At 30.5% G+C, this 21595-nt stretch carries 28 protein-coding genes; 18 read left to right on the forward strand and 10 right to left on the reverse strand.

Annotated elements, in window-relative coordinates; all coding sequences use genetic code 11:
- The first annotated feature begins 175 nt into the window (after positions 1 to 175).
- Together GMC_RS0108855 and GMC_RS0108860 are read left to right on the forward strand one after the other, a co-directional pair.
- Positions 176 to 523, forward strand: a complete 348-nt coding sequence (locus GMC_RS0108855) for a hypothetical protein (protein ID WP_010521787.1) — start codon at positions 176 to 178, stop codon at positions 521 to 523.
- A 45-nt stretch (positions 524 to 568) separates the two neighbouring features.
- Positions 569 to 937, forward strand: a complete 369-nt coding sequence (locus GMC_RS0108860; RefSeq protein ID WP_010521788.1) for a hypothetical protein — start codon at positions 569 to 571, stop codon at positions 935 to 937.
- Here the strand turns inward: GMC_RS0108860 and GMC_RS0108865 are convergent.
- Positions 926 to 2071 (reverse strand): cysteine desulfurase family protein, encoded by a 1146-nt coding sequence (locus tag GMC_RS0108865; protein WP_010521789.1) that lies wholly within the window; start codon positions 2069 to 2071, stop codon positions 926 to 928. The genes GMC_RS0108860 and GMC_RS0108865 overlap by 12 nt on opposite strands.
- A 265-nt stretch (positions 2072 to 2336) precedes the next feature.
- Between GMC_RS0108865 and GMC_RS0108870 the strand changes: the two genes are divergently transcribed.
- The 10 genes from GMC_RS0108870 (at position 2337) to GMC_RS0108910 (ending at position 12177) form a co-directional block, all read left to right on the forward strand.
- On the forward strand, positions 2337 to 3188 hold the full coding sequence (locus tag GMC_RS0108870) for an OmpA/MotB family protein (RefSeq protein ID WP_010521790.1): 852 nt from the start codon (positions 2337 to 2339) through the stop codon (positions 3186 to 3188).
- Between the two features lie 331 nt (positions 3189 to 3519).
- Entirely contained in the window at positions 3520 to 4602 is a 1083-nt protein-coding gene (gene gcvT / locus GMC_RS0108875; protein ID WP_010521791.1) for a glycine cleavage system aminomethyltransferase GcvT, read from the forward strand.
- 152 nt (positions 4603 to 4754) lie between these two features.
- Positions 4755 to 5954, forward strand: a complete 1200-nt coding sequence (locus GMC_RS0108880) for an alanine dehydrogenase (RefSeq protein ID WP_010521792.1) — start codon at positions 4755 to 4757, stop codon at positions 5952 to 5954.
- A gap of 10 nt (positions 5955 to 5964) precedes the next feature.
- Positions 5965 to 6354 (forward strand): hypothetical protein, encoded by a 390-nt coding sequence (locus tag GMC_RS0108885; protein ID WP_010521793.1) that lies wholly within the window; start codon positions 5965 to 5967, stop codon positions 6352 to 6354.
- A 26-nt stretch (positions 6355 to 6380) separates the two neighbouring features.
- The gene (gene aroB, locus GMC_RS0108890) at positions 6381 to 7454 is read left to right on the forward strand and encodes a 3-dehydroquinate synthase (RefSeq protein WP_029489689.1); all 1074 of its coding nucleotides are present in this window, start codon (positions 6381 to 6383) and stop codon (positions 7452 to 7454) included.
- A complete protein-coding gene (locus GMC_RS20650; RefSeq protein WP_050813301.1) occupies positions 7451 to 7849 on the forward strand; it encodes a hypothetical protein in 399 nt (132 codons plus the stop codon). The genes aroB and GMC_RS20650 overlap by 4 nt, the downstream gene beginning before the upstream one ends.
- Before the next feature lie 17 nt (positions 7850 to 7866).
- Entirely contained in the window at positions 7867 to 8169 is a 303-nt protein-coding gene (locus tag GMC_RS20655) for a hypothetical protein (RefSeq protein WP_050813302.1), read from the forward strand.
- Positions 8156 to 9172 (forward strand): glycoside hydrolase family 113, encoded by a 1017-nt coding sequence (locus GMC_RS0108900; protein ID WP_010521795.1) that lies wholly within the window; start codon positions 8156 to 8158, stop codon positions 9170 to 9172. The genes GMC_RS20655 and GMC_RS0108900 overlap by 14 nt, the downstream gene beginning before the upstream one ends.
- Positions 9173 to 9876: 704 nt before the next feature.
- The gene (locus GMC_RS0108905) at positions 9877 to 10374 is read left to right on the forward strand and encodes a hypothetical protein (protein WP_010521796.1); all 498 of its coding nucleotides are present in this window, start codon (positions 9877 to 9879) and stop codon (positions 10372 to 10374) included.
- Positions 10375 to 10449: 75 nt separating this feature from the next.
- A complete protein-coding gene (locus GMC_RS0108910; RefSeq protein ID WP_010521797.1) occupies positions 10450 to 12177 on the forward strand; it encodes a tetratricopeptide repeat-containing sensor histidine kinase in 1728 nt (575 codons plus the stop codon).
- A 183-nt stretch (positions 12178 to 12360) separates the two neighbouring features.
- Here GMC_RS0108910 and GMC_RS21235 read toward each other — a convergent pair whose 3' ends face one another.
- Complete coding sequence (locus tag GMC_RS21235) at positions 12361 to 12519, reverse strand: SDR family oxidoreductase (RefSeq protein WP_094766279.1); 159 nt, start codon at positions 12517 to 12519, stop codon at positions 12361 to 12363.
- Positions 12520 to 12522: 3 nt separating this feature from the next.
- Entirely contained in the window at positions 12523 to 13086 is a 564-nt protein-coding gene (locus tag GMC_RS0108915) for a type 1 glutamine amidotransferase domain-containing protein (protein WP_010521798.1), read from the reverse strand.
- Between the two features lie 913 nt (positions 13087 to 13999).
- On the opposite strand from GMC_RS0108915, the gene GMC_RS21675 reads away from it, so the two are divergent.
- Positions 14000 to 14137: a hypothetical protein gene (locus tag GMC_RS21675; protein ID WP_157998154.1), complete on the forward strand. Its 138-nt coding sequence runs from the start codon at positions 14000 to 14002 to the stop codon at positions 14135 to 14137.
- Positions 14138 to 14552: 415 nt separating this feature from the next.
- Here GMC_RS21675 and GMC_RS0108925 read toward each other — a convergent pair whose 3' ends face one another.
- From GMC_RS0108925 to GMC_RS21240, 5 genes are all read right to left on the reverse strand, one after another.
- Positions 14553 to 14747 (reverse strand): hypothetical protein, encoded by a 195-nt coding sequence (locus GMC_RS0108925; RefSeq protein ID WP_010521799.1) that lies wholly within the window; start codon positions 14745 to 14747, stop codon positions 14553 to 14555.
- Positions 14748 to 14758: 11 nt separating this feature from the next.
- Complete coding sequence (locus tag GMC_RS0108930) at positions 14759 to 15112, reverse strand: hypothetical protein (RefSeq protein ID WP_010521800.1); 354 nt, start codon at positions 15110 to 15112, stop codon at positions 14759 to 14761.
- A 29-nt stretch (positions 15113 to 15141) separates the two neighbouring features.
- Complete coding sequence (locus GMC_RS0108935; RefSeq protein ID WP_010521801.1) at positions 15142 to 15507, reverse strand: YtxH domain-containing protein; 366 nt, start codon at positions 15505 to 15507, stop codon at positions 15142 to 15144.
- A gap of 152 nt (positions 15508 to 15659) precedes the next feature.
- A complete protein-coding gene (cls, locus tag GMC_RS0108940) occupies positions 15660 to 17084 on the reverse strand; it encodes a cardiolipin synthase (protein ID WP_010521802.1) in 1425 nt (474 codons plus the stop codon).
- Positions 17085 to 17342: 258 nt separating this feature from the next.
- A complete protein-coding gene (locus tag GMC_RS21240; protein ID WP_010521803.1) occupies positions 17343 to 17501 on the reverse strand; it encodes a DUF1328 domain-containing protein in 159 nt (52 codons plus the stop codon).
- Positions 17502 to 17688: 187 nt separating this feature from the next.
- Here GMC_RS21240 and GMC_RS22200 point away from each other — a divergent pair, with 187 nt between their 5' ends.
- From GMC_RS22200 to GMC_RS22205, 3 genes are read left to right on the forward strand one after another with little or no spacing between them, the layout of a single operon-like run.
- Complete coding sequence (locus tag GMC_RS22200; protein ID WP_010521804.1) at positions 17689 to 17877, forward strand: hypothetical protein; 189 nt, start codon at positions 17689 to 17691, stop codon at positions 17875 to 17877.
- A gap of 42 nt (positions 17878 to 17919) precedes the next feature.
- A complete protein-coding gene (locus GMC_RS19545) occupies positions 17920 to 18603 on the forward strand; it encodes a helix-turn-helix domain-containing protein (protein WP_010521805.1) in 684 nt (227 codons plus the stop codon).
- Entirely contained in the window at positions 18604 to 18717 is a 114-nt protein-coding gene (locus GMC_RS22205) for a helix-turn-helix domain-containing protein (protein ID WP_438829880.1), read from the forward strand.
- Between the two features lie 33 nt (positions 18718 to 18750).
- On the opposite strand, the gene GMC_RS0108955 is transcribed toward GMC_RS22205, so the two are convergent.
- Positions 18751 to 19452, reverse strand: a complete 702-nt coding sequence (locus GMC_RS0108955) for an SOS response-associated peptidase family protein (RefSeq protein ID WP_010521806.1) — start codon at positions 19450 to 19452, stop codon at positions 18751 to 18753.
- Between the two features lie 162 nt (positions 19453 to 19614).
- Positions 19615 to 20067: a ferritin-like domain-containing protein gene (locus GMC_RS0108960; protein WP_010521807.1), complete on the reverse strand. Its 453-nt coding sequence runs from the start codon at positions 20065 to 20067 to the stop codon at positions 19615 to 19617.
- Between the two features lie 461 nt (positions 20068 to 20528).
- Between GMC_RS0108960 and GMC_RS0108965 the strand changes: the two genes are divergently transcribed.
- Both GMC_RS0108965 and hpf read left to right on the forward strand, forming a co-directional pair.
- Positions 20529 to 21038 (forward strand): Dps family protein, encoded by a 510-nt coding sequence (locus tag GMC_RS0108965; protein WP_010521808.1) that lies wholly within the window; start codon positions 20529 to 20531, stop codon positions 21036 to 21038.
- Between the two features lie 228 nt (positions 21039 to 21266).
- On the forward strand, positions 21267 to 21572 hold the full coding sequence (gene hpf / locus GMC_RS0108970) for a ribosome hibernation-promoting factor, HPF/YfiA family (RefSeq protein ID WP_010521809.1): 306 nt from the start codon (positions 21267 to 21269) through the stop codon (positions 21570 to 21572).
- Positions 21573 to 21595: the final 23 nt, after the last annotated feature.

A 21595-nucleotide genomic window follows, 5' to 3' on the forward strand; every position in this document is an offset into this window, starting at 1 on the left:
CCTCATAATTATTCTAATATATCGTCATTAAATAGCATGATTTTAACATATCGCTTTTATTAAAAACTTATATTTTACTTTTTATCGAACAAATAATAAATTATATCGAATTTAAGTATTTGACTAACAGTTGATTACACATATTTTGTAACTTCAAGTAATAAACATTTTAATTATGGCATTAGATACCTGGGAATTTTCTGACTTTAAAGCTTATTTATTTATCTACTGCACATTTGCTGATCATTTACAAGTAGAAAAAGAACGTGAGCTTGCAATTAAAAAAGTTGGTAAACTTAAATTTAAAAAATTACACGATGAAATTGAAATGGATACCGACGATGTGAGTATTAACAAAATTAGACGGTATGTTAAAAAACATAATATCACCAAAGAGGCAGCAAAAAAATTGTTGTTGGATGTTAAGGATATGTTTTTAAGTGATGGAGAATTTCATAAATTGGAAAAGCGGCTTTATAAATCACTAGAGCGTATTTTTGGAAAAGAGCTCTCTAAAACTTGAATTTCATAAAAAATACTTACTTTTAAATATCAAATAACTATAACTATGATATTTAATATTGCATGCATTGCAAGTGGAATTTTATTAGCCATGGCTACGTTGGACAAATGGGACGGCGATAAAGATTACTTTAAAAAAGCTGGTAATTTTTTGTTGCCCTATAATACAGTAATTGGAGGTATTCTACTTGCGTATGGTATTATAAACATGATACGTCCTGGTTGTTTTATTTATGATTTAATAGCAATTGCTGGTGGATTATTATTACTAATGGATATTGTTGGTAAGGCTCCAGCTATAGGTTCATTACTTGTCAAAGCATCAAACGCTTTGTTGCCTTTTAAGGTAGCTATTGGTTTAACTTTACTTGTTATTGGTATTACCAATTTGTTGAACTTGCATTTACTCTGTTAAAACCACTTTCAACGCTTTTACTAGAGCATCAATATCATCTGTTGTTGTATAAATTGAAAATGAAAACCGCAATGAAGTCTTTTCTAATTTTTCGATAGGTAAAACTGCAGCCAACACATGAGAAGGTTTATTACTTCCACTTTGGCATGCGCTACCACGAGAACAGTAAATACCTTGTAAGTCCAACTTAAACAAAACGGTTGAAGCTTTTTCTTTTGAAATCGGCAAGCACACATTCAATAGATTGTAATTGTGATTTAATTTTTCGGAATCGGCATTAAAAGTGATTTTTTCAAAATTGGTCTGCAATTGATTTATAGCATAATCTTTTATTTTTTTTATTGATTTTGTTTCTGTTTCTAAATTTTCATATGCTAAATTTAAGGCCGTTGCCATACCTTCAATTTGATGAAGTGCCTCGGTACCCGCTCGTAAACCTCGCTCTTGCTCCCCGCCAAACTGTAATGCTTTGATACCTGAATTTTTTTTAATGTAGGCAAAACCAACACCCTTAGGCCCGTAAAACTTATGTGCACTTGCTGTAGCAAAATCCACATTAACTTTTTTAAAATTTATTGTGAAATGACCCACGGACTGCACGGTATCGGTGTGAAAAAGTGCCTTATTATTTTTACAGAGCGTGCCAATGGTTTTCAAATCCAAAATACTTCCTATCTCATTATTAATATGCATTAATGAAACTAAAGTTTTATGACCATTACCTTCCAACAGGTTTAATAAATCGGTGGTATTTACATCCCCATTTGGTAATAACGAAACATATGAAATTTTTACAGCATAACGTAATTGTAGCGCCTCAATGGTTTTTAATACCGCATGATGCTCAATTTTTGTGGTAATAATGTGACTCACTCCCAAATCCCTAACTGCACTATTTAAAATAAGATTGTTTGCCTCCGTACCACCACTTGTAATAATAATTTCTGAGGCATCAGCGTCAACTAAACTAGCTATTTCTTTACGAGCGGCTTCCATTGCTGCTTTTGAAGTTCTGCCAATGGCATATGTAGCTGACGGATTCGCATAAAAATTCGTCATACTTTCCTGTACTTTTTTTATGACTTCAGGCCGCATCGGAGTGGTTGCGGCATTGTCCAAATACACTTTTTTCATAAAACAAAACTACAGTAAATTGCTTATTTTTTATAAGACTTTTCTTCACTTTAACCAATAAATTTTAAAAAATTAGAATAATTATACCACTAAATTTTCGATGAACTCCATGGTAAACTGGTATCGTTTTTAATAAAGTATTGAATACAAAGAGATACAAGACATGTAAATGTAAGAGAATTAGTACAAAATTATTCTTCATCCCTTGCAATAACTATGTATTATTATGTGTTTTACAAAAAGAAATAACACAAATATATTTTAAATGAAAAATCAAATCTTATTAGGTCTATTAATAGTTGCGGGTGCTACATCATGTGTTTCTAAAAAGAAATTTGTAGCAATGGAGGAAAACTATTTAAGAACTCAAAACAGCTTAACTAAGACCACTTTCGAAAAAGAACAATTAGAGAGCAAGTTTGCTCAAATTGAAGCTAAAGTTAGTGCATACAATGATAAAATTGCCTCACTTAAGGATGTTAATTCCGCTTTAAGTGCTGAAAATGAAAACAAACTTAGTATTCTTCCTACTGGCGATATGGTAGTTTCTAAAGCTGACATTTCAAATATGAACAGTACATTGGCTAAAATGGATCCTAGCGAAGTTGCAGAAGCTAAAACTTTAAAAGATTCAATGAGTTTAGCTGTAAGTCATAACTTATCAAATTCTGTTGAAGGTTTAGATAATGATGATGATGTAGATATTAAAGTTGACGAAACAGTGGTTATGATTACTGTTTCAGATAAACTTTTATTTAACTCTGGTAGTTTTAGAGTGAATAGAAAAGCGTATCCTTTATTAGAAAAATTAGCTAATGTGATTAAGTCAGAACCAAGTATGGATGTTATGATCGAAGGTCATACTGATTCAAGAACTATTAGAACTGATATTTTAGAAGATAACTGGGATTTAAGTGTAAAGCGTGCTACTTCAATCATTCGTTTATTGCAAAATAAATATGAAGTTGCTCCTGAGCAGCTGATAGCATCTGGACGCAGTAGCTACATGCCTTTAACTGATAATTCAACTAAAGAAAACAGAGCAAAAAACAGAAGAACTAGAATTGTAATTTTACCTAATCTTGGTAAATTCTTTTCTATGATGGCATCAAACTAATTATGTCGTTAATTTAATTGTTATTTAAAAAGCCCGCTTTTGCGGGCTTTTTTGTTTCATAACGCAGCATAAAAAAGTAAATTTGTTTTACATCTATTAATTATTGAAGATTATTAGCTGTTCAAATTATACTGGTACTAATTTTAAATTACTCAATAAAAATAATTATTATTTACAAGCATTACACAACATAAGCGTAGCCCAAGCTACCGTGTTATTTTGTAAAGAAAGAATCACTAAAATAAGCTTCTAGGCATTGGAAACTACATGAGCTAACGCTCATTAAATAAAAAACATAAACCGCAGCAGGAAACAGCTTATCAATTAATTTATGAAAAACACACCACTTACTCAAAAACACATTTCTTTAGGTGCTAAAATGGTACCTTTTGCAGGTTTTAATATGCCCGTATCCTATAAAGGAGTTAAGCATGAACACCAAATTGTAAGATCACATGTTGGAGTTTTTGACGTTTCCCATATGGGAGAATTTTTAGTTTCGGGGCCTAATGCCTTAGCATTATTACAAAAAATTACAAGTAATAACGTTGAAAAATTAACTATTGGACAAGCGCAATACAGTTGCATGCCTAATGAAACTGGTGGTATTATTGACGATTTGTTAGTGTATCGAATTAAAAATGACACCTACCTACTTGTGGTAAATGCAGCAAATATTGAAAAGGATTTTAATTGGATTTTGAAACATAATTCCGAAAATGCTGAACTAAGAAATATTTCCGACGCTTATTCCTTGCTTGCTATTCAAGGACCAAAAGCCATTCCTGCTATGCAAGAACTTACTAATGTTAATTTGGCTGACATCCCTTATTATCATTTTAAAATTGGAGATTTTGCTGGCATAGAGCATGTAATAATTTCAGCCACAGGGTATACTGGCAGTGGTGGATTTGAAATTTATTGTAAAAACACCGAAGTTGAACAAATATGGGATGCCATTTTCAAAGCAGGTGCTGATTTCAACATTGAACCAGCTGGCTTAGCAGCGCGAGATACCCTAAGATTGGAAATGGGATTTTGCCTTTACGGAAACGATATTGATGACAAAACATCTACTATAGAAGCTGGTTTGAGCTGGATTACCAAGTTTGATAAAGATTTTATAAATGCTTCTTATTTAAAAAATCAAAAAGAGCAAGGTGTAACAAAAAAACTAGTTGGCTTTGAACTATTGGATCGTGGTATTCCCCGTAAAGATTATGAAATTATGTCATTAGAAGGTGACATTATTGGAAAGGTAACCTCCGGAACCATGGCTCCAAGTTTGGAAAAAGCTATTGGAATGGGCTATGTTGATGCCAAATTCAGTAAAGCAACTACTGAAATTTATATTCTGATAAGAAATAAAAAAATTCCTGCAAAAGTTGTTAAAATGCCCTTTTTTACTAAATAATTGATTGAGTATTTCTTAAAATACTGATTTTAAAGCACAAATTAGCTATAATTAATTTTGTCATCATTGTGATATGAATAATAGTTGTATTTTTAAAAGAACTAATTACCCCAATAATATCAACAATAAATTTAGTAAAAGTTAAACATTACATGGAATCTTCATTAACACCTTTTTCGAGTCATGAACTTATTCCTCAGGTAGAAAAATTAGAAATTGAAAATCGTAAAGGAGATTTATTCATTGGCATACCCAAAGAAAGTCAACCTTTAGAAAACAGAGTATGCCTAACTCCAGATGCTGTAAATGCCTTAGTTTCCAACGGACATAAAATTTTAATGGAAGCTGGAGCTGGTAAATTAGCCAGTTTTGAGGATAAAGAATACAGCGAAGCTGGAGCAACCATAACTCAGGATACTGCTAAGGTATTTGGATGTCCAATAATTTTAAAGGTGGAGCCCCCTTCATTGGACGAACTAAAAATGATTAAGCCACAAGCAGTTTTATTATCTGCTTTGCAGCTTAAAACTCTGGATCGTCAATATTTTCAAACTATTGAAAAAAAGAAAATCACTGCCTTAGCCTTTGAATTTATAAAAGACGATGACGGCACTTATCCTGCAATTCGTTCATTGAGTGAAATTGCAGGTACTGCTTCCATTTTGATCGCTTCTGAAATTATGAGTAACGTTAACGACGGAAGTGGACTCATGATGGGCAATATTACAGGAGTTCCACCTGTTGAAGTAATTATACTTGGTGCTGGCACAGTTGGAGAATTTGCCGCAAGGGCTGCCTTAGGTTTAGGGGCTAATATTAAAATTTTTGATAGCTCTATTAATAAATTACGGACAATTCAAAACAATATTGGAAGACCAATGCATACCTCCACCATACAACACAAGCACCTATTAAAATCACTCAAACGCTGTGATGTGGTTATTGGAGCCGTTCGCGGGAAAGACCGATCTCCCATACTGGTATCCGAAGCCATGACTACGCATATGAAAAAAGGGGCTGTGGTGATTGATGTAAGTATTGACATGGGCGGGTGTTTTGAAACTTCAGAAGTAACATCGCATAAAAAACCTACCTTTACGCGCAATGGGGTAATACACTATTGTGTTCCTAATATACCTTCGCGCTACGCAAAAACATCATCCGTTTCCATAAGTAATATTTTTAGCCCATATTTGCTGAATATTGGTGAAGTTGGTGGATTGGAACACGCTATCCGTAATGATAAAGGCCTTAAAAATGGGGTGTATTCATACCACGGAGTACTTACTAATAAGGCTGTAGCTGAATGGTTTGACTTAAGCTATCGCGATATAAATTTATTGGTTTTTTAGATAGTTATATATGACTTTTGGACAACGCTTGGGCTACTTTAGTGGTGGTTTAATTATTGGTATATTTTTTTTAATATTTTTTTTAGCAGGAAAAAAAACTTCTTGCGACTATAGTCCAACTGCTAGGGTATTAAAAAATATTCGGATTAAAGAACGCCAGTTTACTCCTCAAAGTTTGGAACAATTAAATGCGGCTAAGTTAGATACAGCGGCTATTTCTAAAATTCTAAATTCAGGTAGTGTTAATTTTTCAAAAAGTAATACCAAATTAGATTCGTGTAAACTATACCATATTGATGGAGTTATAAAAAATAAATCTGTTGCATTGTTGGTTGAAAACTGTAATAAACAGGCAAAAATAACACACATTGAAACCACCAAATTACCTAATTCTAATTAAATTTGCCACTTCAAATTACAAACCCTATGCAAGCCATAAAATCAAAAGATTCTGTTGTTTATTTTAATGAAGAAGCTTACCAACAATTAAATAATTACTTAGCAAATACCAACCATAGTAGCATGTTTGTTTTAGTAGATACGAATACGCATGAAAATTGTTTGGCCAGATTTATGGGAAATTTAGCCATTGACCTTCCCATTGAAATTATTGAGATAGAAGCTGGTGAAATCAATAAAAATATTGAAACCTGTAGTGGTGTTTGGAATGCATTATCTGAACTTGGGGCAGACCGAAAAAGTTTATTGATCAATTTAGGTGGTGGTGTAGTTACTGATTTAGGGGGGTTTATAGCATGTACTTTTAAAAGAGGGATTTCCTATATAAACATACCTACTACGCTACTAGCTATGGTAGACGCCTCGGTGGGCGGAAAAACTGGAGTTGACTTAGGAAATTTGAAAAATATGGTTGGTGTTATCAGCGAATCAGAAATGGTGTTGGTGGACACTGCTTATTTAAAAACATTATCTGGCAATGAACTTAGAAGCGGTTTTGCTGAAATGTTAAAACATGGATTAATTAAAGACGCTAATTACTGGAGGCGCTTATCAAAAATCGAAGCATTGACAACGACTGATTTAGATACGTTAATCCACGAATCCGTAATAATTAAAAATGATATCGTACTTGTTGATCCTACGGAACAAAATATTAGAAAGTACCTTAATTTTGGTCATACATTAGGACATGCTATTGAATCTTATTTTTTAACCCATCCTGAAAAACAGACGCTTTTACACGGCGAAGCTATTGCTATAGGCATGATTACCGAAGCTTTTTTAGCAAAAGAGATACTAGGTTTAAGCGAAACTGATTTGCTTGAAGTAGCTACCGTTTTTATGAACATATACCCAAAAGTATCTATTGAAAAAGAAGACTACCAAGCGATTATTGATTTGTTAATTTTTGATAAGAAAAATGTAGGTGGAAAAGTTTTATTTGTACTTTTAAATAAAATTGGCGAAGCTAAATTTAATTGCGAAGTTCCTGAAAACTTACTTATAGCTTCATTAGATTATTACAATCAATTACAATGAAAAAAATATTTAAAATAATCTCAATTATAGCTGCTGCAATTTTTACAATTTTAGCAGCTATTTTTTTAATTGCCTACCTCAAATACAATACTCCAATTCCAAAAGGAAAGCAAGGTATACAAGCGGAACAATTGGCTAATAAAATTTTAGAAGCCTTAAATTATGACGCTTATAAAAACACTAATTATTTGAGCTGGAAAGCAAATGGAGTTACTTACGTTTGGAACAAAAAAAGTAAAAGCGTTACCATAAGTTGGGAAAATACAAAATTGATATTTGATCAGGACAACCCGAGTAAAAGTAATATTTTACGACCCAAAGACACTTCTGAAAAGGAAAAAAAGAAATTATTGCAAAAGCTGAAAAACTATTTAACAATGATTCTTTTTGGTTAGTAGCGCCGTTCAAAATAATGGACAATAGCGTCGAAAAGCGCTTTATTCCCGCTACATCAGCTGAAAATGCATCCTTACTAATTACCTATAAAAGCGGCGGCTCCACTCCTGGAGATACTTACCAGTGGTTTGTCAATCAAAATTATATACCCACTGCATTTAAAATGTGGGTGTCAATTATTCCAATTAAAGGCTTACCTGCTACCTGGGAAGATTGGAAAGTTTCAAAAACTGGAATTAAGTTGGCACACACTAAAAAAATTGCAAATTTAATACCGTTCCCTATGTCAGAAATTAAAACCTGGAATGTTGCTGAATAAAATTAAACTAATCTGTATTTTTAAATACCTGTTGCCATTTGTAAGTATCGCATTTGCATACGCGCAAACAAATTCTTTACAATTAAAAAAGATTAATGGAGCCAATTTAGTTTCGCCGCCCACATTAGTGGCTCAAAAAACAGTAGCTTCAGTTAAGCAAATAAATGCGAATTGGGTAGCTGTCATACCATATGCTTTTACAAAAGGACATACACCCCAAGTATATTTTAATACAAATTTTCAGTGGTGGGGCGAAAAATTTGAAGGTACATCGCAACTTATTGAGTATGCTAAAAATGAAAAGCTAAAGGTGATGTTAAAACCTCATATTTGGGTAAAAGGTGATGGCTGGGCTGGAGACTTTATGTTGAAAAGTGAATCCGATTGGCTAATTTTTGAAAAACACTATACGGATTACATCCTATCCTACGCTAAAATAGCACAGCGCAGCAAAGTTGAACTGCTTTGTATTGCTACTGAATTTAGAAATGTTGTGAAACAACGACCTCAATTTTGGTGTAACCTAATTCAAAAAATTAAGTCAGTATATACTGGAAAATTAACCTATGCTGCAAATTGGGATAATTATGAAAATGTTACTTTTTGGAATGAGCTGGATTACATTGGTATTGACGTGTACTTCCCCTTGTCAAAAAATAAAACCCCTACTGTTACTGAACTTACTAAATTATGGCAACCGATAACTAAAAACTTGCAACATTTTAGTAGCACTTACAATAAGCCTATTTTATTTACCGAATACGGTTATAAAAGCTGTGATTACTCCACTGCCGGACATTGGAACACGGATGGAAAAGAAATTTTTAACTCCAAAGCCCAAATGAATGCTTATGAAGCTTTATATGAAAATTTTTGGAATAAAAACTGGATAGCTGGTGGCTTTTTATGGAAATGGCATTTAACTCCAATAAATGCTGAAAATACCCGATTTACACCACAACAAAAACCAGTAGTTCAAATTATCAAAAAATATTACAAGTAGTATATATAAAAATATACCAGTTCCTAAATAGAATACGTTTGTAAAAATTTTATTTATTCCCCCAAATAAATAATACCTATAAAAGTATTTTTAGTTTTAACCCCATCTAAAAATTACTAAGTCAATTTACTGTAATCTAAATAAGAACTGATAACACAAAATTTAAAATTTCTGTAGCCAACAATAAAACTACAAAAACGCCTTTATTGCTTATCAAATATGGTAAATATATTCCTTGCACCAAACTCAAATGAGTAAATGGCTATTTTTCTTTAGTGAACGCACTAAATTTTAAAGTGAACTGTATTGCTGGAATAGTATTTCTGCAATAATTAGCATTTGCTGGATAATGTTAACTCATTACAATTTTACAACTGAACTTTATTTAACGATTTTTGACAAGGGTTTTTAACCATCATCAAAAACCCGATAAATAATAAGCTATCGACCTGTATAATGATTTTTTTTTGATACTTGTTCCTTAACTATACTACACTTATGTTTTTATCCTGCCTGAACAGAAAATTTTCAATTTTTATTTTAAGTATTTAAAATCAGAAACGGTAGCAAATTGTAAAGCTGATTATTTTTTATAGTTTTACGTCATAAACATAAATTCCCCCATTGTATAATTTTACCGCTTTACACAATTGTTTTCCCCATTTTTATTTTATCAGCATGTAACTTAATTAACACTATATAATATGGATACAATTAACATTAAAGTTGACACTAACAGCTTAATCGAAATTTTGCAGACTTGTAATTTAGGTAGAGGTTGTTTTACGGAACCTATTAAAGCGGACAGTTTTGCCGAGTTAGATTGCATTACTAAAATACCCGAAACCACAGACAAAATTAAATTTGAAATTTCCAATAATGGCGCTGGACCAACACCTACACTAACTTGCGTTTATTTAGAAAATGTATCAAAAAAAGATATTATTCTGCCAGAATCAAATATTAATGCCATTTACGATGAAGTTTTTGAATGCTCTGATAATAATATCAAAATAGAGAACCGAAAATTATGTATTACCAATAATAAAAATAATCTTTGTAGTATCAATTTAAATAAAAAAACAAGAGGAGTTTTAACCAATTCATTTTTTTCATTTACCGCTATTTTTACCTTAGCTGCTAACGGAACTACTTATTGTTTTAGTATTGATCCTATAATTAGAATTCGTAGAGAAAGATAAATTACAAAAATTAATAATATTATTAGAAATAAGCTAAAGTACATATTGACATACTTTATTATCAACTCTTTTATAATGTTTGCGCAAAATAAAAGAGTTGATAGCTTATTGACTATTTTGAGTGATAATAATTTACCGAAAAAAAAACAGGCTAAAACTTTACTAGACTTGGCTATTTATCATCCTAACCCGAAGAATCAGCTCAATTATGCTAATAAATCTTTGAAAATAGCCTCAGAAATTAATGATCTTAAATTACAAGCTGAAGCCCTAGAAGAAATTTGTCATAATCAAAGAAGTATAGGAAATATTGAACTGTCTTTGAATGCAGCATTCAAAGCGCTGGAATATTATAAAATTTTAAATTTAGAAAAAGATCAAGCAATTTGTTATACCCTCATTGCTTCAAGTTATCTTGTAAATAAAGATTACAATGCAGCTATTAGTTTTTTTTTGAAAGCGAAAAAATATTACCTAAATAAAAACAAATTTTTAGATGCTAATATCACTCTTAATCTAGGTGAAACTTATCGTAATAAAGGGAATATAGATAGTGCTAAAATTTGTTTTAAATATGTTTTAAACAGTAACAAACTGCTTAAAGATGATATTATAGAAAGTTATTCCTTGGGAAATTTAGGTATGGTTTATAACTTTGAAAACAACCTAGCATTGGCAAAACAAAACCTCAATAAAGCCCTTGAAATTTTAAAAAAACTAGATGATCCCTACTCCACCTCAGTGTATATAGCTGAACTAGGTTTAATTGAACAAAAGGAAAATAACTCTGCTTTAGCTGAAAAAAAAATACTAAAAGCCTACGATATGGCTAAACAAGCTGGCTTGAAAGAGCAATTGAGAGATTTCAGCGAAATGTTAACCAATTTATACGAGGAAAATCAACAATTTGATAAAGCCTTTAAGTATCAAAAGTTGTTTCAAATTTACCAGGATAGTTTGGTAAACAAGGAGAATATTAAAAAAATTGAACAGCTCAAAGCGAGCTACGAGATTGAAAAACGGGAAACAGAAATTGGATTGTTAAGCACCATTAATAAAACTCAAAAAAAATGGGTGTTTTCACTAGGAATTGGTATCTCATTATTACTCCTTTTATCCTATTTACTATACCGAGGTAACCTCAATATAAAAAGAAAAAATCAATTACTTGCCACCCAAAAAGAAGAAATTACCAGAAAAGAACAAGAAAAAGCTTTATTATTAAAAGAGCTAAATCATCGTGTGAAAAATAATTTACAAATGATATCGAGCCTATTAAGCTTACAGAGTAATAAATTATCCGGACATCCTGCACAAGAAGCTATCATTACAGGAAAACAACGTGTAGAGGCTTTATCCTTAGTTCACCGAAAATTGTATCAGGAAGGCGTAGACACCCGAATCCATGTAAAAGAATACATTTCGGAACTTATTTTGGGACTATTCCATGGTTTTAACGCTAATTTTGAACCTGAATTTGATATTAAAGATGTAAGTATAAATATTGATTCCGCCATTCCTTTGGCCTTGATTGTAAATGAAATTATTATAAATGCCTTAAAATATGCTTATGTTGATATTGAAAATCCAACCTTAAAAGTGGCAATTGAACCTAAAAGTGAAAATCGATTGTCTATTGAAATTAGTGATAATGGTATCGGGTTTGATTCTTCAAAAACTGAAGCTAAAACAAATTCATTAGGGTTAAAAATCATCAATTCATTAGTACTTCAATTGGAAGGAATAATAAAAAGAACCACTAATAATGGTACCCACTGGAAAATGGATGTAAAAGTGGGGTGATTACTTACAATTACTGTATTTAAAATTTAGCATATTCATTTTTATTTTTTTAAAATTTTCATGGGCAAGTCAAATTAAACTTAAACTAGTATAGGTAATTAAAAAAGTGTCAACCTTTAAAAATTGACACTTTTTTAATTATCTAAAATTTATGCTGACGTAAACAAAACTGACTAAAATTAATTAGCCATTAACTACGACTCCCCCATTAATGTAAATCATTTGTCCTGTAATATACGTAGCATCTTGACGTACCAAAAATACATACGCTGGTGCTACTTCCGATGGCTGTCTGCAGCGCCCTAGCTGTGTTTGGCTTCCTAAGCATATAATTTGAGAGATTAATTAGGCTTCAACCACTTGTTCTTCATGCTTTCCTTCCTTAATTTCTTCAATTACTTTAGAAATAAAATCAGGTAAATCAGCTGGTTTTCTACTAGTAACCAAACCACTATCGACAACCACAGATTTATCTATCCATTTTGCTCCTGCATTAACAACATCATCCTTAATTGAATGATATGAGGTAACTTCTCTATTTTCGATAACACCTGCACTAATTAAAAGCCATGGTGCGTGACAAATGGCCGCTACAGGTTTTCCACTTTCAAAAAATGCACGAACAAATTCCAGTACTGTATCATTTGTTCTCAATAAATCAGGATTAGCTACTCCACCAGGTAATACAAGTGCGTGATAATCGTCTTCATTAACATCTTCAATTAATTTATCTACTTTAATAGCTTCGCCCCAGTTTTCGCCTGACCAACTTTTAATTTCCCCTAATTGGGTAGAAATAATATGTACGGTAGCTCCTTCTTCTTTTAAAGCTTCTAAGGGCTCAAACAATTCTGATTTTTCAAATCCGTCTGTGGCTACTATTGCTACATTCTTGTGCTGTAAATTCATTTTTTTATAATTTTAAGTTCCTGTAACACTATTGTTACTTACTATAAAATTACTGAGCTATAGTACTGAAATGGTGTCGTTTCAATTCTTTTCCTAACGGTATCCGTAAAACCAAAATAGTACATTTGTTAAATAAAAATCAAATCCACTTTAAGTAAAGCTTGTTCAATTCAATTGTATTAAAATCAGTTAAAAAAAACAGATTTTCATAGTTTTTTCAAATTAAAATTTGCTACTGACTTTGCTTAAAACCTTTTTAAAATAAATCAATACCCGTTGTGCATTTGGAGCAAAATTCTGCCAATTCGAGTGATTTTTTAGAATAAAATGGAAAAAAATCGTATCGAGAATAAGAATTTTGACTTAGAAATAGTTCTTAATACACTTTTTCGTGCCTCAAAAGCACTCGAACTGACATTTTAAAAATTTAAGTTTCTAAATGCACAACGAATATATCAATATACTTTTTTAATTTCTGCGTAAGCGCAACAAAACAATTGTATTTACTGTAATTACAATACGTTAATAGTTTTCGAAATACTAACAATTGTTTGGGTTCAGGTATTTAGTTTTTAAGCTAAAGTCTGCGGTAAAATCAATGTAATTTTATGTAAATACAAAAAAAACTTATGATCATTTTAATGGTTTTTTTGATACTCAATTTGGTATTGGCATTATTCCAATTGGTATTAACGATTATCGAACTCATTGATTTAAGTAGTCGTGATTTATAAATTTTTGATTGAATTTACAAATCATTAATGGCTTAAATATTTCATCAAATAAGTAGTTTCAATGTTTCAGAATTTAAAAATTTGTAGCCAGTTTTATTACCCTATGATGAGTAGGATTGAAAAAAGCAATATGATTATAAATTGTTTTGTAGTTAAATAAGAACTTAAATTTTAAAATTATGGAAAGAAGATTTAAACCTAAAGACAAATTAAATGAGAATAAACCAAAATATGGCAATCCAAATTTAACTTCAAGAGAAATTAAAATTAATTCCGAAACAATTATTGAAAAGCAAAAAAATCGTTCGTCAAAATAATGGTATTCTATCAAAAAGCACCTTTGTTAATTAAAGGTGCTTTTTTTTATATCAAACTCAATATTTACGGACTCTTTAATTGTAGATTAGTTATTAAAGTATTTGAGTTACCTGTTAACAGGTCTAATTTTCCATCCAAATAATTTTTTTCGCTTGATACTTCAAAACTATAATCAAAATTACAGCTATTGTTTATTAGTTTTAAAACAAAAAAAGCCGCATTGAAAATGCAGCTTTTTTAAAAGGTTTTAAATTTATATTTTATCACACTATAGGTAAATCTATAATGTGATTATATGATTTGTTTTTAGTATGTTCCAAATAAAAATTTAGTTGTAAATTCTATTAAAACACCTTTGCTAATAATTTGGATATTATTCTATATTTAAGCTTGAGTATTGATTGCAAGGTGAAACTACAAAAACTTTTTCAATAAATAGTACAGACCAAATTTGCGGGTAGTTGTGGCAATGAGTGGTTGCAGCCACACTTTTGGATCTAAATTATTGGCAGCGACAGTTTTTACTGCTTTAAGTTCTTCAATAGCAATTTGTCTTTTTAATTTTAAAACTTTTAATTCGTTTTCTATTTGTTCAAAATCCTGATACATATTACAATTTTTTATTTTTGAAAAAAGGTTTTGCCCAACTTTTTTACAATTGCGCTATCAATTAGTTTTTTTCTTAACAAATAAAGAATTAAGCTAATACCAAATACTATTAACGATGAATACATTAGAGCAAGGCTAGTGTCCCCAATATATGTGGCTAACTTTAAAATACCTGCAATCATTAAAAATGTAGCTCCCACAAAACACAATCCGCCTATAAGTAGTATTTTTATTAAAAAGGAAAACGATAAAGATATTTGTTGAAATACCTTTAATTCCAGATAATCCTGAGTGGCTTCAATATAATCTTCGCTGCTTGAAATGGCTTGTTTGGATGCTGTATTTATGGAATTTAAAATGCTCATAGGTAAAAAAGTTTCAGTTAAAAATAGAATTACACAGTTTTTTGTAATTTTTTATTTTTTGCTTTTAACTTAGCTAATTTACTTTCTAAAGAAACTATTAAATCATCAGCCTTGTAACTTGCATCACTAACGATACCTTCCAGTTGTTCTTCCAATGTCAACTTTTTTGTACTAAGGGTATCAGCCAAATTGTTTCTGATTACTCCTGCCTCATCCATCATTTTATTTTTCAAAACAGTAGTTTCAGTAGCTAATTTTTTTTGTGCTTCATTAGCACCTTCCTTAATTGCTTGACGTGTATTGATTCCTTTATCAGGCGCAAATAAAATTCCAAGTATTGCTCCAATTGCTGTACCTGCTAATAAACCTAATCCTGTGTTTGTGTTATTGCTCATAATTTAAAGTTTTAAGGTTAATAGAAATTAATTCTTAACTTCTCATACAAAGATCAATATATACTGTAGTTTAATTTTGCTCAAATAAAGAAGAAGCTTGCTTATTTACAATCGCAAAAACGGTGCATACTTTATTAAATTGAAGCAATACTTTAAAGTAGCGGACTAAAAAAACGAGCGCTACCTTCCAACAATCGTTGAGTTAATGGTCGCTCTTTAAAAGTATCCAATGCTAATTTTTTGCAGGATTTAGAATCATCATTAAACAAATCGTCCAAATTTTGAGCTACCGATTTATCATAAATAAGCATATTGGTTTCGTAATTATGCTCAAAACTACGATGGTCGAAATTACCTGATCCTACCGAAGCAACCTCCTTATCTACTACAATAACTTTGCTATGAGAAAATTTGCCAATTTGGAGGTAAATTTCCACTCCAGCTTGCAATAATTCTTCAAAATAAGAAAACATACTAAAAGTAGCCATTTTAGAATCTGTTTTTTGTGGAACCAATATCCGTACATGAACGCCACTAAGAGCCGCAATTTTTATAGCTTGTAATAGTGCTTGATTAGGAATAAAATAAGGGTTTGTAATACAAATACTTTTTTGCGCCACGTTAATTAGCATTAAATACTGTTGCAGTACGGATAATTGTTCGGAATCAGGACCACTAGCAACTAATTGTATTGTCGATTTGCCTGCTTTTTGTTGTTTTGGCAAATACGTATTTCCGTGCAATAAATCCTCGTTACTGGCAAAAAAGTAATCTTTTATAAATACTCTGTGTAAACTATTAACAATAGGACCTTGCAATTGCAAATGCATATCATTCCAAATCCCTAATTCATCGCCTTTTTTTATATACTTGTCTGATATATTCATACCACCTGCAAATCCAATAGTGCCATCAATAATGATGCTTTTGCGGTGGTTTCTGTAATTGATAGTAAATAAAAAACTTCCGTACTTTAGCGGCATTACGGGGTATACACTAGCTCCTAAGGATTTTAACTTTTTTAATTCTATTTTTTTTGCTGTATAACTGCCAAAGGCATCATAAATCAATCGAACTTTTACACCTTCAGCTAACTTATCGGCAAGCAAACTGCATAATTTAGTTAGTATTTCTCCTTGTTCAAAAATAAAATATTGTAAGTGTATAAAGCTTTTTGCTTTTTTTATTTCTTCAAAAATTATGCTGTAGGCGTTTGATCCATTGTCTAGTAATTTTACTGAATTATTTGCTAACACCTTAAAATGAGTGGTATTTTCAATTAAATATGCCAGGCGTTGTTTATTAACCGATTTAAAATCAACCTCCGATTCTCCTACTACATTTTTGTCAAAGTTTTTATTATAAAGCTTTCGTTTTGTAGTTTCCTTTAACTGAAAAAATTTAAATTTTTGTCTGTTAATTCCTAGCAAAATATAAAGTATAGCGCCTAAAAAAGGTAAAAAAATGACCAACAATAACCAACTAAAAGAACGGGTTGGCCTTGCTCCAAATAATATAATTGTAATAGCCGCGGCAATGGCTATCAAAAAATGTAATATTCCTAGAATCCAAAGCATACTGTTAACTTAAAATTATTGACTAAAAATTGCAACACTTTTAACAAACCTAAGCGAAATAAAGCTTAATTAGAAGATTTATGCTCAATCTTTGTAAGAAAAATTGTTTTTTTTAACCTTAACATAATTAAGCATTGGAAATCAGTTTATTCTAAATTTAATTCAATCGTGTTCTATTTTTAATTGGTACAAAAATAAATGGACATCCAAATTGGATGCCCATTAACTAGTATTTATTTTCATAACAATATACTATTACTATACACGTCGTCCCCTAATTAAGGATACTACAAATAAAATTAAAAATAAAAAGAAGCAAATTTTAGCTATTGAAGCTGCTCCTGCCGCTATACCTCCAAAACCTAATACTCCAGCTATAAGTGCTAATATTATAAATGTGATTGTCCAACTTAACATAATTCATTGTTTTAAATTATTATTTAAACCTATCGTTTAAATTTCTAATACAAATATCTCTATATAGTATATTTTAACTTTGCTGATACACTAAATTGATTTGCTCAATAAAAATTTCAGGTCATTCATTTTCTTTAAGAATTGTTGATGTGTTATATTTGACATTATCAAACATCAATTTACTGAAATGAACAAATCCATTATTGTTGGAGACTATAGCTTTAACGATATAGTGTTAGATACCGCTAAACAGTTTTCAATTGAACCAGAAAGCGATAAAAATGAATTTTGCGTCCGTGTTCCCAAGGAAGTAGGTAAAGGATATATTAAAACCACTGAGTTTGATAATGGAATTGGTGTAGTTGATTATGATTAATTGATAAACGAACCTTTCCACTTTAAACTAAAAAAAGGAATTGTGCATCCGCTTAAATTTGTGTTTAACAGACAAACAACATTTAAACACAAATTTGATGGTCAAAATGAAGTACATGAAATTAAACGTTTAGAGTGTGCCATTACCTCATCTAATCAGATTAATGTCCATGAGTTTATAATTCCTGAAAATGAACCTATATGTATTTTTAGTTTAGAAATTAATAGAAAAAAATTTGAAAAAAGTATAGAGAAATTTATACCCGACATGGATGATGATTTGGTTACACTATTTAGGGATGTAAATGGTGTGAATCAATTTTATCATAAATCGCAATACAGCATACAAATTGCTGAATTAATAAATGAATTCACCGATTGCGAATTAGAAGGTTTTATGCGGAACGTATTTTTAGAAAGTAAAGCTCAAGAAATTTTAGTGCTTACGCTTAAACAATATTTAGGTAATTTGAGCGAGCCTGAAAAGCAAAAAATATTAAGACAATCTACGATTAAAAGTATTAAAAAAGCCACTAAAATAATTAAAAAAGAGTTATCTGACATTAGTAATGTTGCCAAACTTGCCAACGAGGTAGGATTAAGTTCCAATACGTTGCAGCAAGGATTCAAAGCATTGTTTGAGTTATCAGTTAATGATTACATAAGAAACTACAGAATTGAGAAAGCGAAGGAACTTATTGAAACCTCAGGTATGAACATTACCTAAATTACTTATCAAGTTGGTATAAATTCTCGCAGTTATTTTTCAAAATTATTTAAAAAGAAATATGGTATTACACCAAAACAGTATTATTCAAAGGACGGTAAGAGAAGATATTAATAACGACGATTCTGCATCTACATAACCTATACACTATTTTTTAGGAATATTATCATAAACAACCGGTTCCAACATAGTGGAATAAGAAATACCCATAGTGTATAAATCTTTTGCTATGGAATGAAAATTTAATTTTATTGTTGTGTTATTTTCTAATAAATTATTACAAACCTTTGTGTCCGAATCTTCTGATAACCATACGAATTTTTCATATTCACTTAATACTCGTGGGGAAAAGTTACTTAAATTTTGAATTTTTTTAATTCGCGGATCCACGGTTCCAAGAGCAATACTAAATGTAATAAAACCATCAGCTAACTTATTGTAGTACCCCGCTAGATATAATGGTTTGTTTTTTTTAGCAAAAATATAATATGGATAAATTAATCCATTGTGTAAATGAGAAACAAAAAAACCTGTTACTAATATGACGCAGCGTTTAACTGAGGTAGATTGTTTGAAAAATACATTATTTTTTTTAAACTCGGGAGTAACTGTTAAGGTATCCAAAATACTTTGAAACACCCCCCAATCCCCCAAATAATTTTCAGGTAACAGTCCCCATATACCATAATCAATAGCTTCGGCAGAATTTGAAGTAATCACAGGCATGATATTCTCTTCAAAACTACTAATCAGTGGTTTTGTTGTATATATTTTAGGATATTTTAAAGGCAGACCAACAAAATCTTCTAAACTTTCCTTATTAGCTGTATTTGAAAATTTATATTTCATACCTAGGTGTTATTAACACTAAAATCACAAATGCATATTATAAAGATTACTTTTATTTCGCTTAAACTTTAAATGTAAGTTATAAGCAGATAAGTCAACAATTTATAAAAGTGCCGACTTACTGCTTGAAATAATTTTTTATTATATATTTAAACTTTAAGCTTAATGGAGATCATCCAATGTTTTAACAGTATCTAAACTTGTTTTAATTACCGATAACTGGCTATCAATAATTTCTTTAGCCTCTGAGGTTAATGAAATTTCATTTAAAACTTCTTTATAGTCTTCAATAGCTTTTTCTTCTCCACGTATTGCTTCTTCCAAAATTGCTTCACTATTATTGGAACTAACAATCGACTTTAAATCCATCCAAGCTCTGTGCATTGTGCCGCTAACCGATCCATCAGTGTCCGTGGGGTTTTGTTCAAAAGTACCAATCACAGTTTTTAATTGGTCTGTAAACATTTCCCTTTCTGTTGATTTTCTCTCAAAAAAAGATTTTAAGGCTAAATTATCAACATTTTCAGCTGCATTTTCATAACCTTTCTTTGCATCATATGTACGTATCAATAAATCATTTAATTTATTACCTACTTTTTCTGTATATGTTTCCATGAAAATTTATTTTAAATAGTAACCCATTTGATTGATGTGAGTTATTTCCATCTGCGACAAAGTTAACAACACATTAATCGCATAGATAGTTCAAAAAATAGTTTCATTAACTCTTATAAGAATATAATACCAATTAAGAAAAGTTTTATTGCCGAAAACACCAAATAATTTTCAAAGTATACTAAATTACTATTATTAGGACGCTACTATTCAGTTTTTTCGGCATGCTATCATTTTACGCAAAAAACTCATTTTTTGTTTGAGAACATATCCATTTCATAAGAGCAAAGCAAGAAGGTACCACTCTAGTAATTTTGTATTAAACAGAAAATGAACTTATTAATTCTTTTAATTTTCATTTTTATGAAACTGATTATCAATAAAAAAAGATCCAATAATTTCATGGATTAAATATGATCAGAAAATTACTTACATTATTATTAACTCAAAAATTTAAATAAATGAATTATTTGAACATGAATAACGAAAAATTAATTCCTGTAGTTTCAGAATTAAATATACTTTTAGCTGAATATCATATGTATTATCAAAAACTACGAAATTTCCATTGGAATATTATTGGAAAAAACTTTTTTGATTTACATGAAAAATTTGAAGATTTATACGGAGATGCACGCACCAAGATTGATGAAATTGCAGAACGTATTTTAACTTTACAATATCACCCAATTAGTAAGTATAGCGAGTATTTACAAATTGCAAAAATACAAGAATCTGATAGTCTTATTTCAGATAAAGAAATGGTTGAAATTCTATTAGGTGATCATGGCACATTATTGTCACAAATGAGAAAAGTGGTAAAAAACGCCGATGAAGCTACGGATGAAGGTACTATTGATCTAATTGGTGCATACATCAGAGAACTTGAAAAATCAAGCTGGATGTTGAACGCTTGGTCCAAAAGCACTGCTGATACTTTAAAAACTATGGAGGTTAATGAACCTGCCTAAAAAAATATACTAGATCTATTTAAAAGTTATTATTTTTTATAATTATGCTTTAAACAGATTCAAACGTTCCCATACTAGACCATTTTTTTTGGGTGTTACAAATCAATTGCGAGTCTAATATTGGAATATTTTAAATTCATCATTTTTCATTCATATTTTATTGCAAACACATCCATATGCAATCCGTAAGATCATTCAATAGTGAAAAAATAATATAAAAAATACAACATGAATATAATTTATGAATACACCAATGTAAGTGGAAGTCAAAGGCTAGAATCTTACGTTGAAGAAAAAATGGCGCTTTTAGGTAAAAAATATCCATTTATAATTAGAGCTGATGTTTTTTTTAAAAAAGAAAATACTGAAGATAATGCCAATAAAGAATGTGGAATACGATTGAGTGTTCCTGGACCAAGATTATTTGCCAGTTCCAGCAAGCAAAGTTTTGAAACTGCTATTAATGAATCTATTAAAAGTTTGGCAGTTCAATTAGAAAAGCAAAAAAGTAATTACAATACTTACCATAATTAATTAGGTATTTAAATACTGAATCA

It is taken from the genome of Aquimarina agarivorans (assembly GCF_000218485.1).
GTDB lineage: Bacteria > Bacteroidota > Bacteroidia > Flavobacteriales > Flavobacteriaceae > Aquimarina > Aquimarina agarivorans.

Bases quoted from the DNA above. Each gene is read 5' to 3' on its own strand.
- GMC_RS21240 (WP_010521803.1), bottom strand. From the start codon at position 17,501: ATGTTAAGTTGGACAATCACATTTATAATATTAGCACTTATAGCTGGA.
- GMC_RS0108965 (WP_010521808.1), top strand. From the start codon at position 20,529: ATGAATTATTTGAACATGAATAACGAAAAATTAATTCCTGTAGTTTCA.
- cls (WP_010521802.1), bottom strand. From the start codon at position 17,084: ATGCTTTGGATTCTAGGAATATTACATTTTTTGATAGCCATTGCCGCG.
- GMC_RS0108910 (WP_010521797.1), top strand. From the start codon at position 10,450: ATGTTTGCGCAAAATAAAAGAGTTGATAGCTTATTGACTATTTTGAGT.
- GMC_RS0108925 (WP_010521799.1), bottom strand. From the start codon at position 14,747: ATGTATCAGGATTTTGAACAAATAGAAAACGAATTAAAAGTTTTAAAA.
- GMC_RS20655 (WP_050813302.1), top strand. From the start codon at position 7,867: ATGGACAATAGCGTCGAAAAGCGCTTTATTCCCGCTACATCAGCTGAA.
- GMC_RS21675 (WP_157998154.1), top strand. From the start codon at position 14,000: ATGGAAAGAAGATTTAAACCTAAAGACAAATTAAATGAGAATAAACCA.
- GMC_RS20650 (WP_050813301.1), top strand. From the start codon at position 7,451: ATGAAAAAAATATTTAAAATAATCTCAATTATAGCTGCTGCAATTTTT.
- GMC_RS0108930 (WP_010521800.1), bottom strand. From the start codon at position 15,112: ATGAGCATTTTAAATTCCATAAATACAGCATCCAAACAAGCCATTTCA.
- gcvT (WP_010521791.1), top strand. From the start codon at position 3,520: ATGAAAAACACACCACTTACTCAAAAACACATTTCTTTAGGTGCTAAA.
- GMC_RS22200 (WP_010521804.1), top strand. From the start codon at position 17,689: ATGAACAAATCCATTATTGTTGGAGACTATAGCTTTAACGATATAGTG.
- GMC_RS0108955 (WP_010521806.1), bottom strand. From the start codon at position 19,452: ATGAAATATAAATTTTCAAATACAGCTAATAAGGAAAGTTTAGAAGAT.
- hpf (WP_010521809.1), top strand. From the start codon at position 21,267: ATGAATATAATTTATGAATACACCAATGTAAGTGGAAGTCAAAGGCTA.
- GMC_RS0108855 (WP_010521787.1), top strand. From the start codon at position 176: ATGGCATTAGATACCTGGGAATTTTCTGACTTTAAAGCTTATTTATTT.
- GMC_RS0108880 (WP_010521792.1), top strand. From the start codon at position 4,755: ATGGAATCTTCATTAACACCTTTTTCGAGTCATGAACTTATTCCTCAG.
- aroB (WP_029489689.1), top strand. From the start codon at position 6,381: ATGCAAGCCATAAAATCAAAAGATTCTGTTGTTTATTTTAATGAAGAA.
- GMC_RS0108915 (WP_010521798.1), bottom strand. From the start codon at position 13,086: ATGAATTTACAGCACAAGAATGTAGCAATAGTAGCCACAGACGGATTT.
- GMC_RS0108865 (WP_010521789.1), bottom strand. From the start codon at position 2,071: ATGAAAAAAGTGTATTTGGACAATGCCGCAACCACTCCGATGCGGCCT.
- GMC_RS0108935 (WP_010521801.1), bottom strand. From the start codon at position 15,507: ATGAGCAATAACACAAACACAGGATTAGGTTTATTAGCAGGTACAGCA.
- GMC_RS0108905 (WP_010521796.1), top strand. From the start codon at position 9,877: ATGGATACAATTAACATTAAAGTTGACACTAACAGCTTAATCGAAATT.
- GMC_RS0108870 (WP_010521790.1), top strand. From the start codon at position 2,337: ATGAAAAATCAAATCTTATTAGGTCTATTAATAGTTGCGGGTGCTACA.
- GMC_RS0108885 (WP_010521793.1), top strand. From the start codon at position 5,965: ATGACTTTTGGACAACGCTTGGGCTACTTTAGTGGTGGTTTAATTATT.
- GMC_RS0108860 (WP_010521788.1), top strand. From the start codon at position 569: ATGATATTTAATATTGCATGCATTGCAAGTGGAATTTTATTAGCCATG.
- GMC_RS0108960 (WP_010521807.1), bottom strand. From the start codon at position 20,067: ATGGAAACATATACAGAAAAAGTAGGTAATAAATTAAATGATTTATTG.
- GMC_RS0108900 (WP_010521795.1), top strand. From the start codon at position 8,156: ATGTTGCTGAATAAAATTAAACTAATCTGTATTTTTAAATACCTGTTG.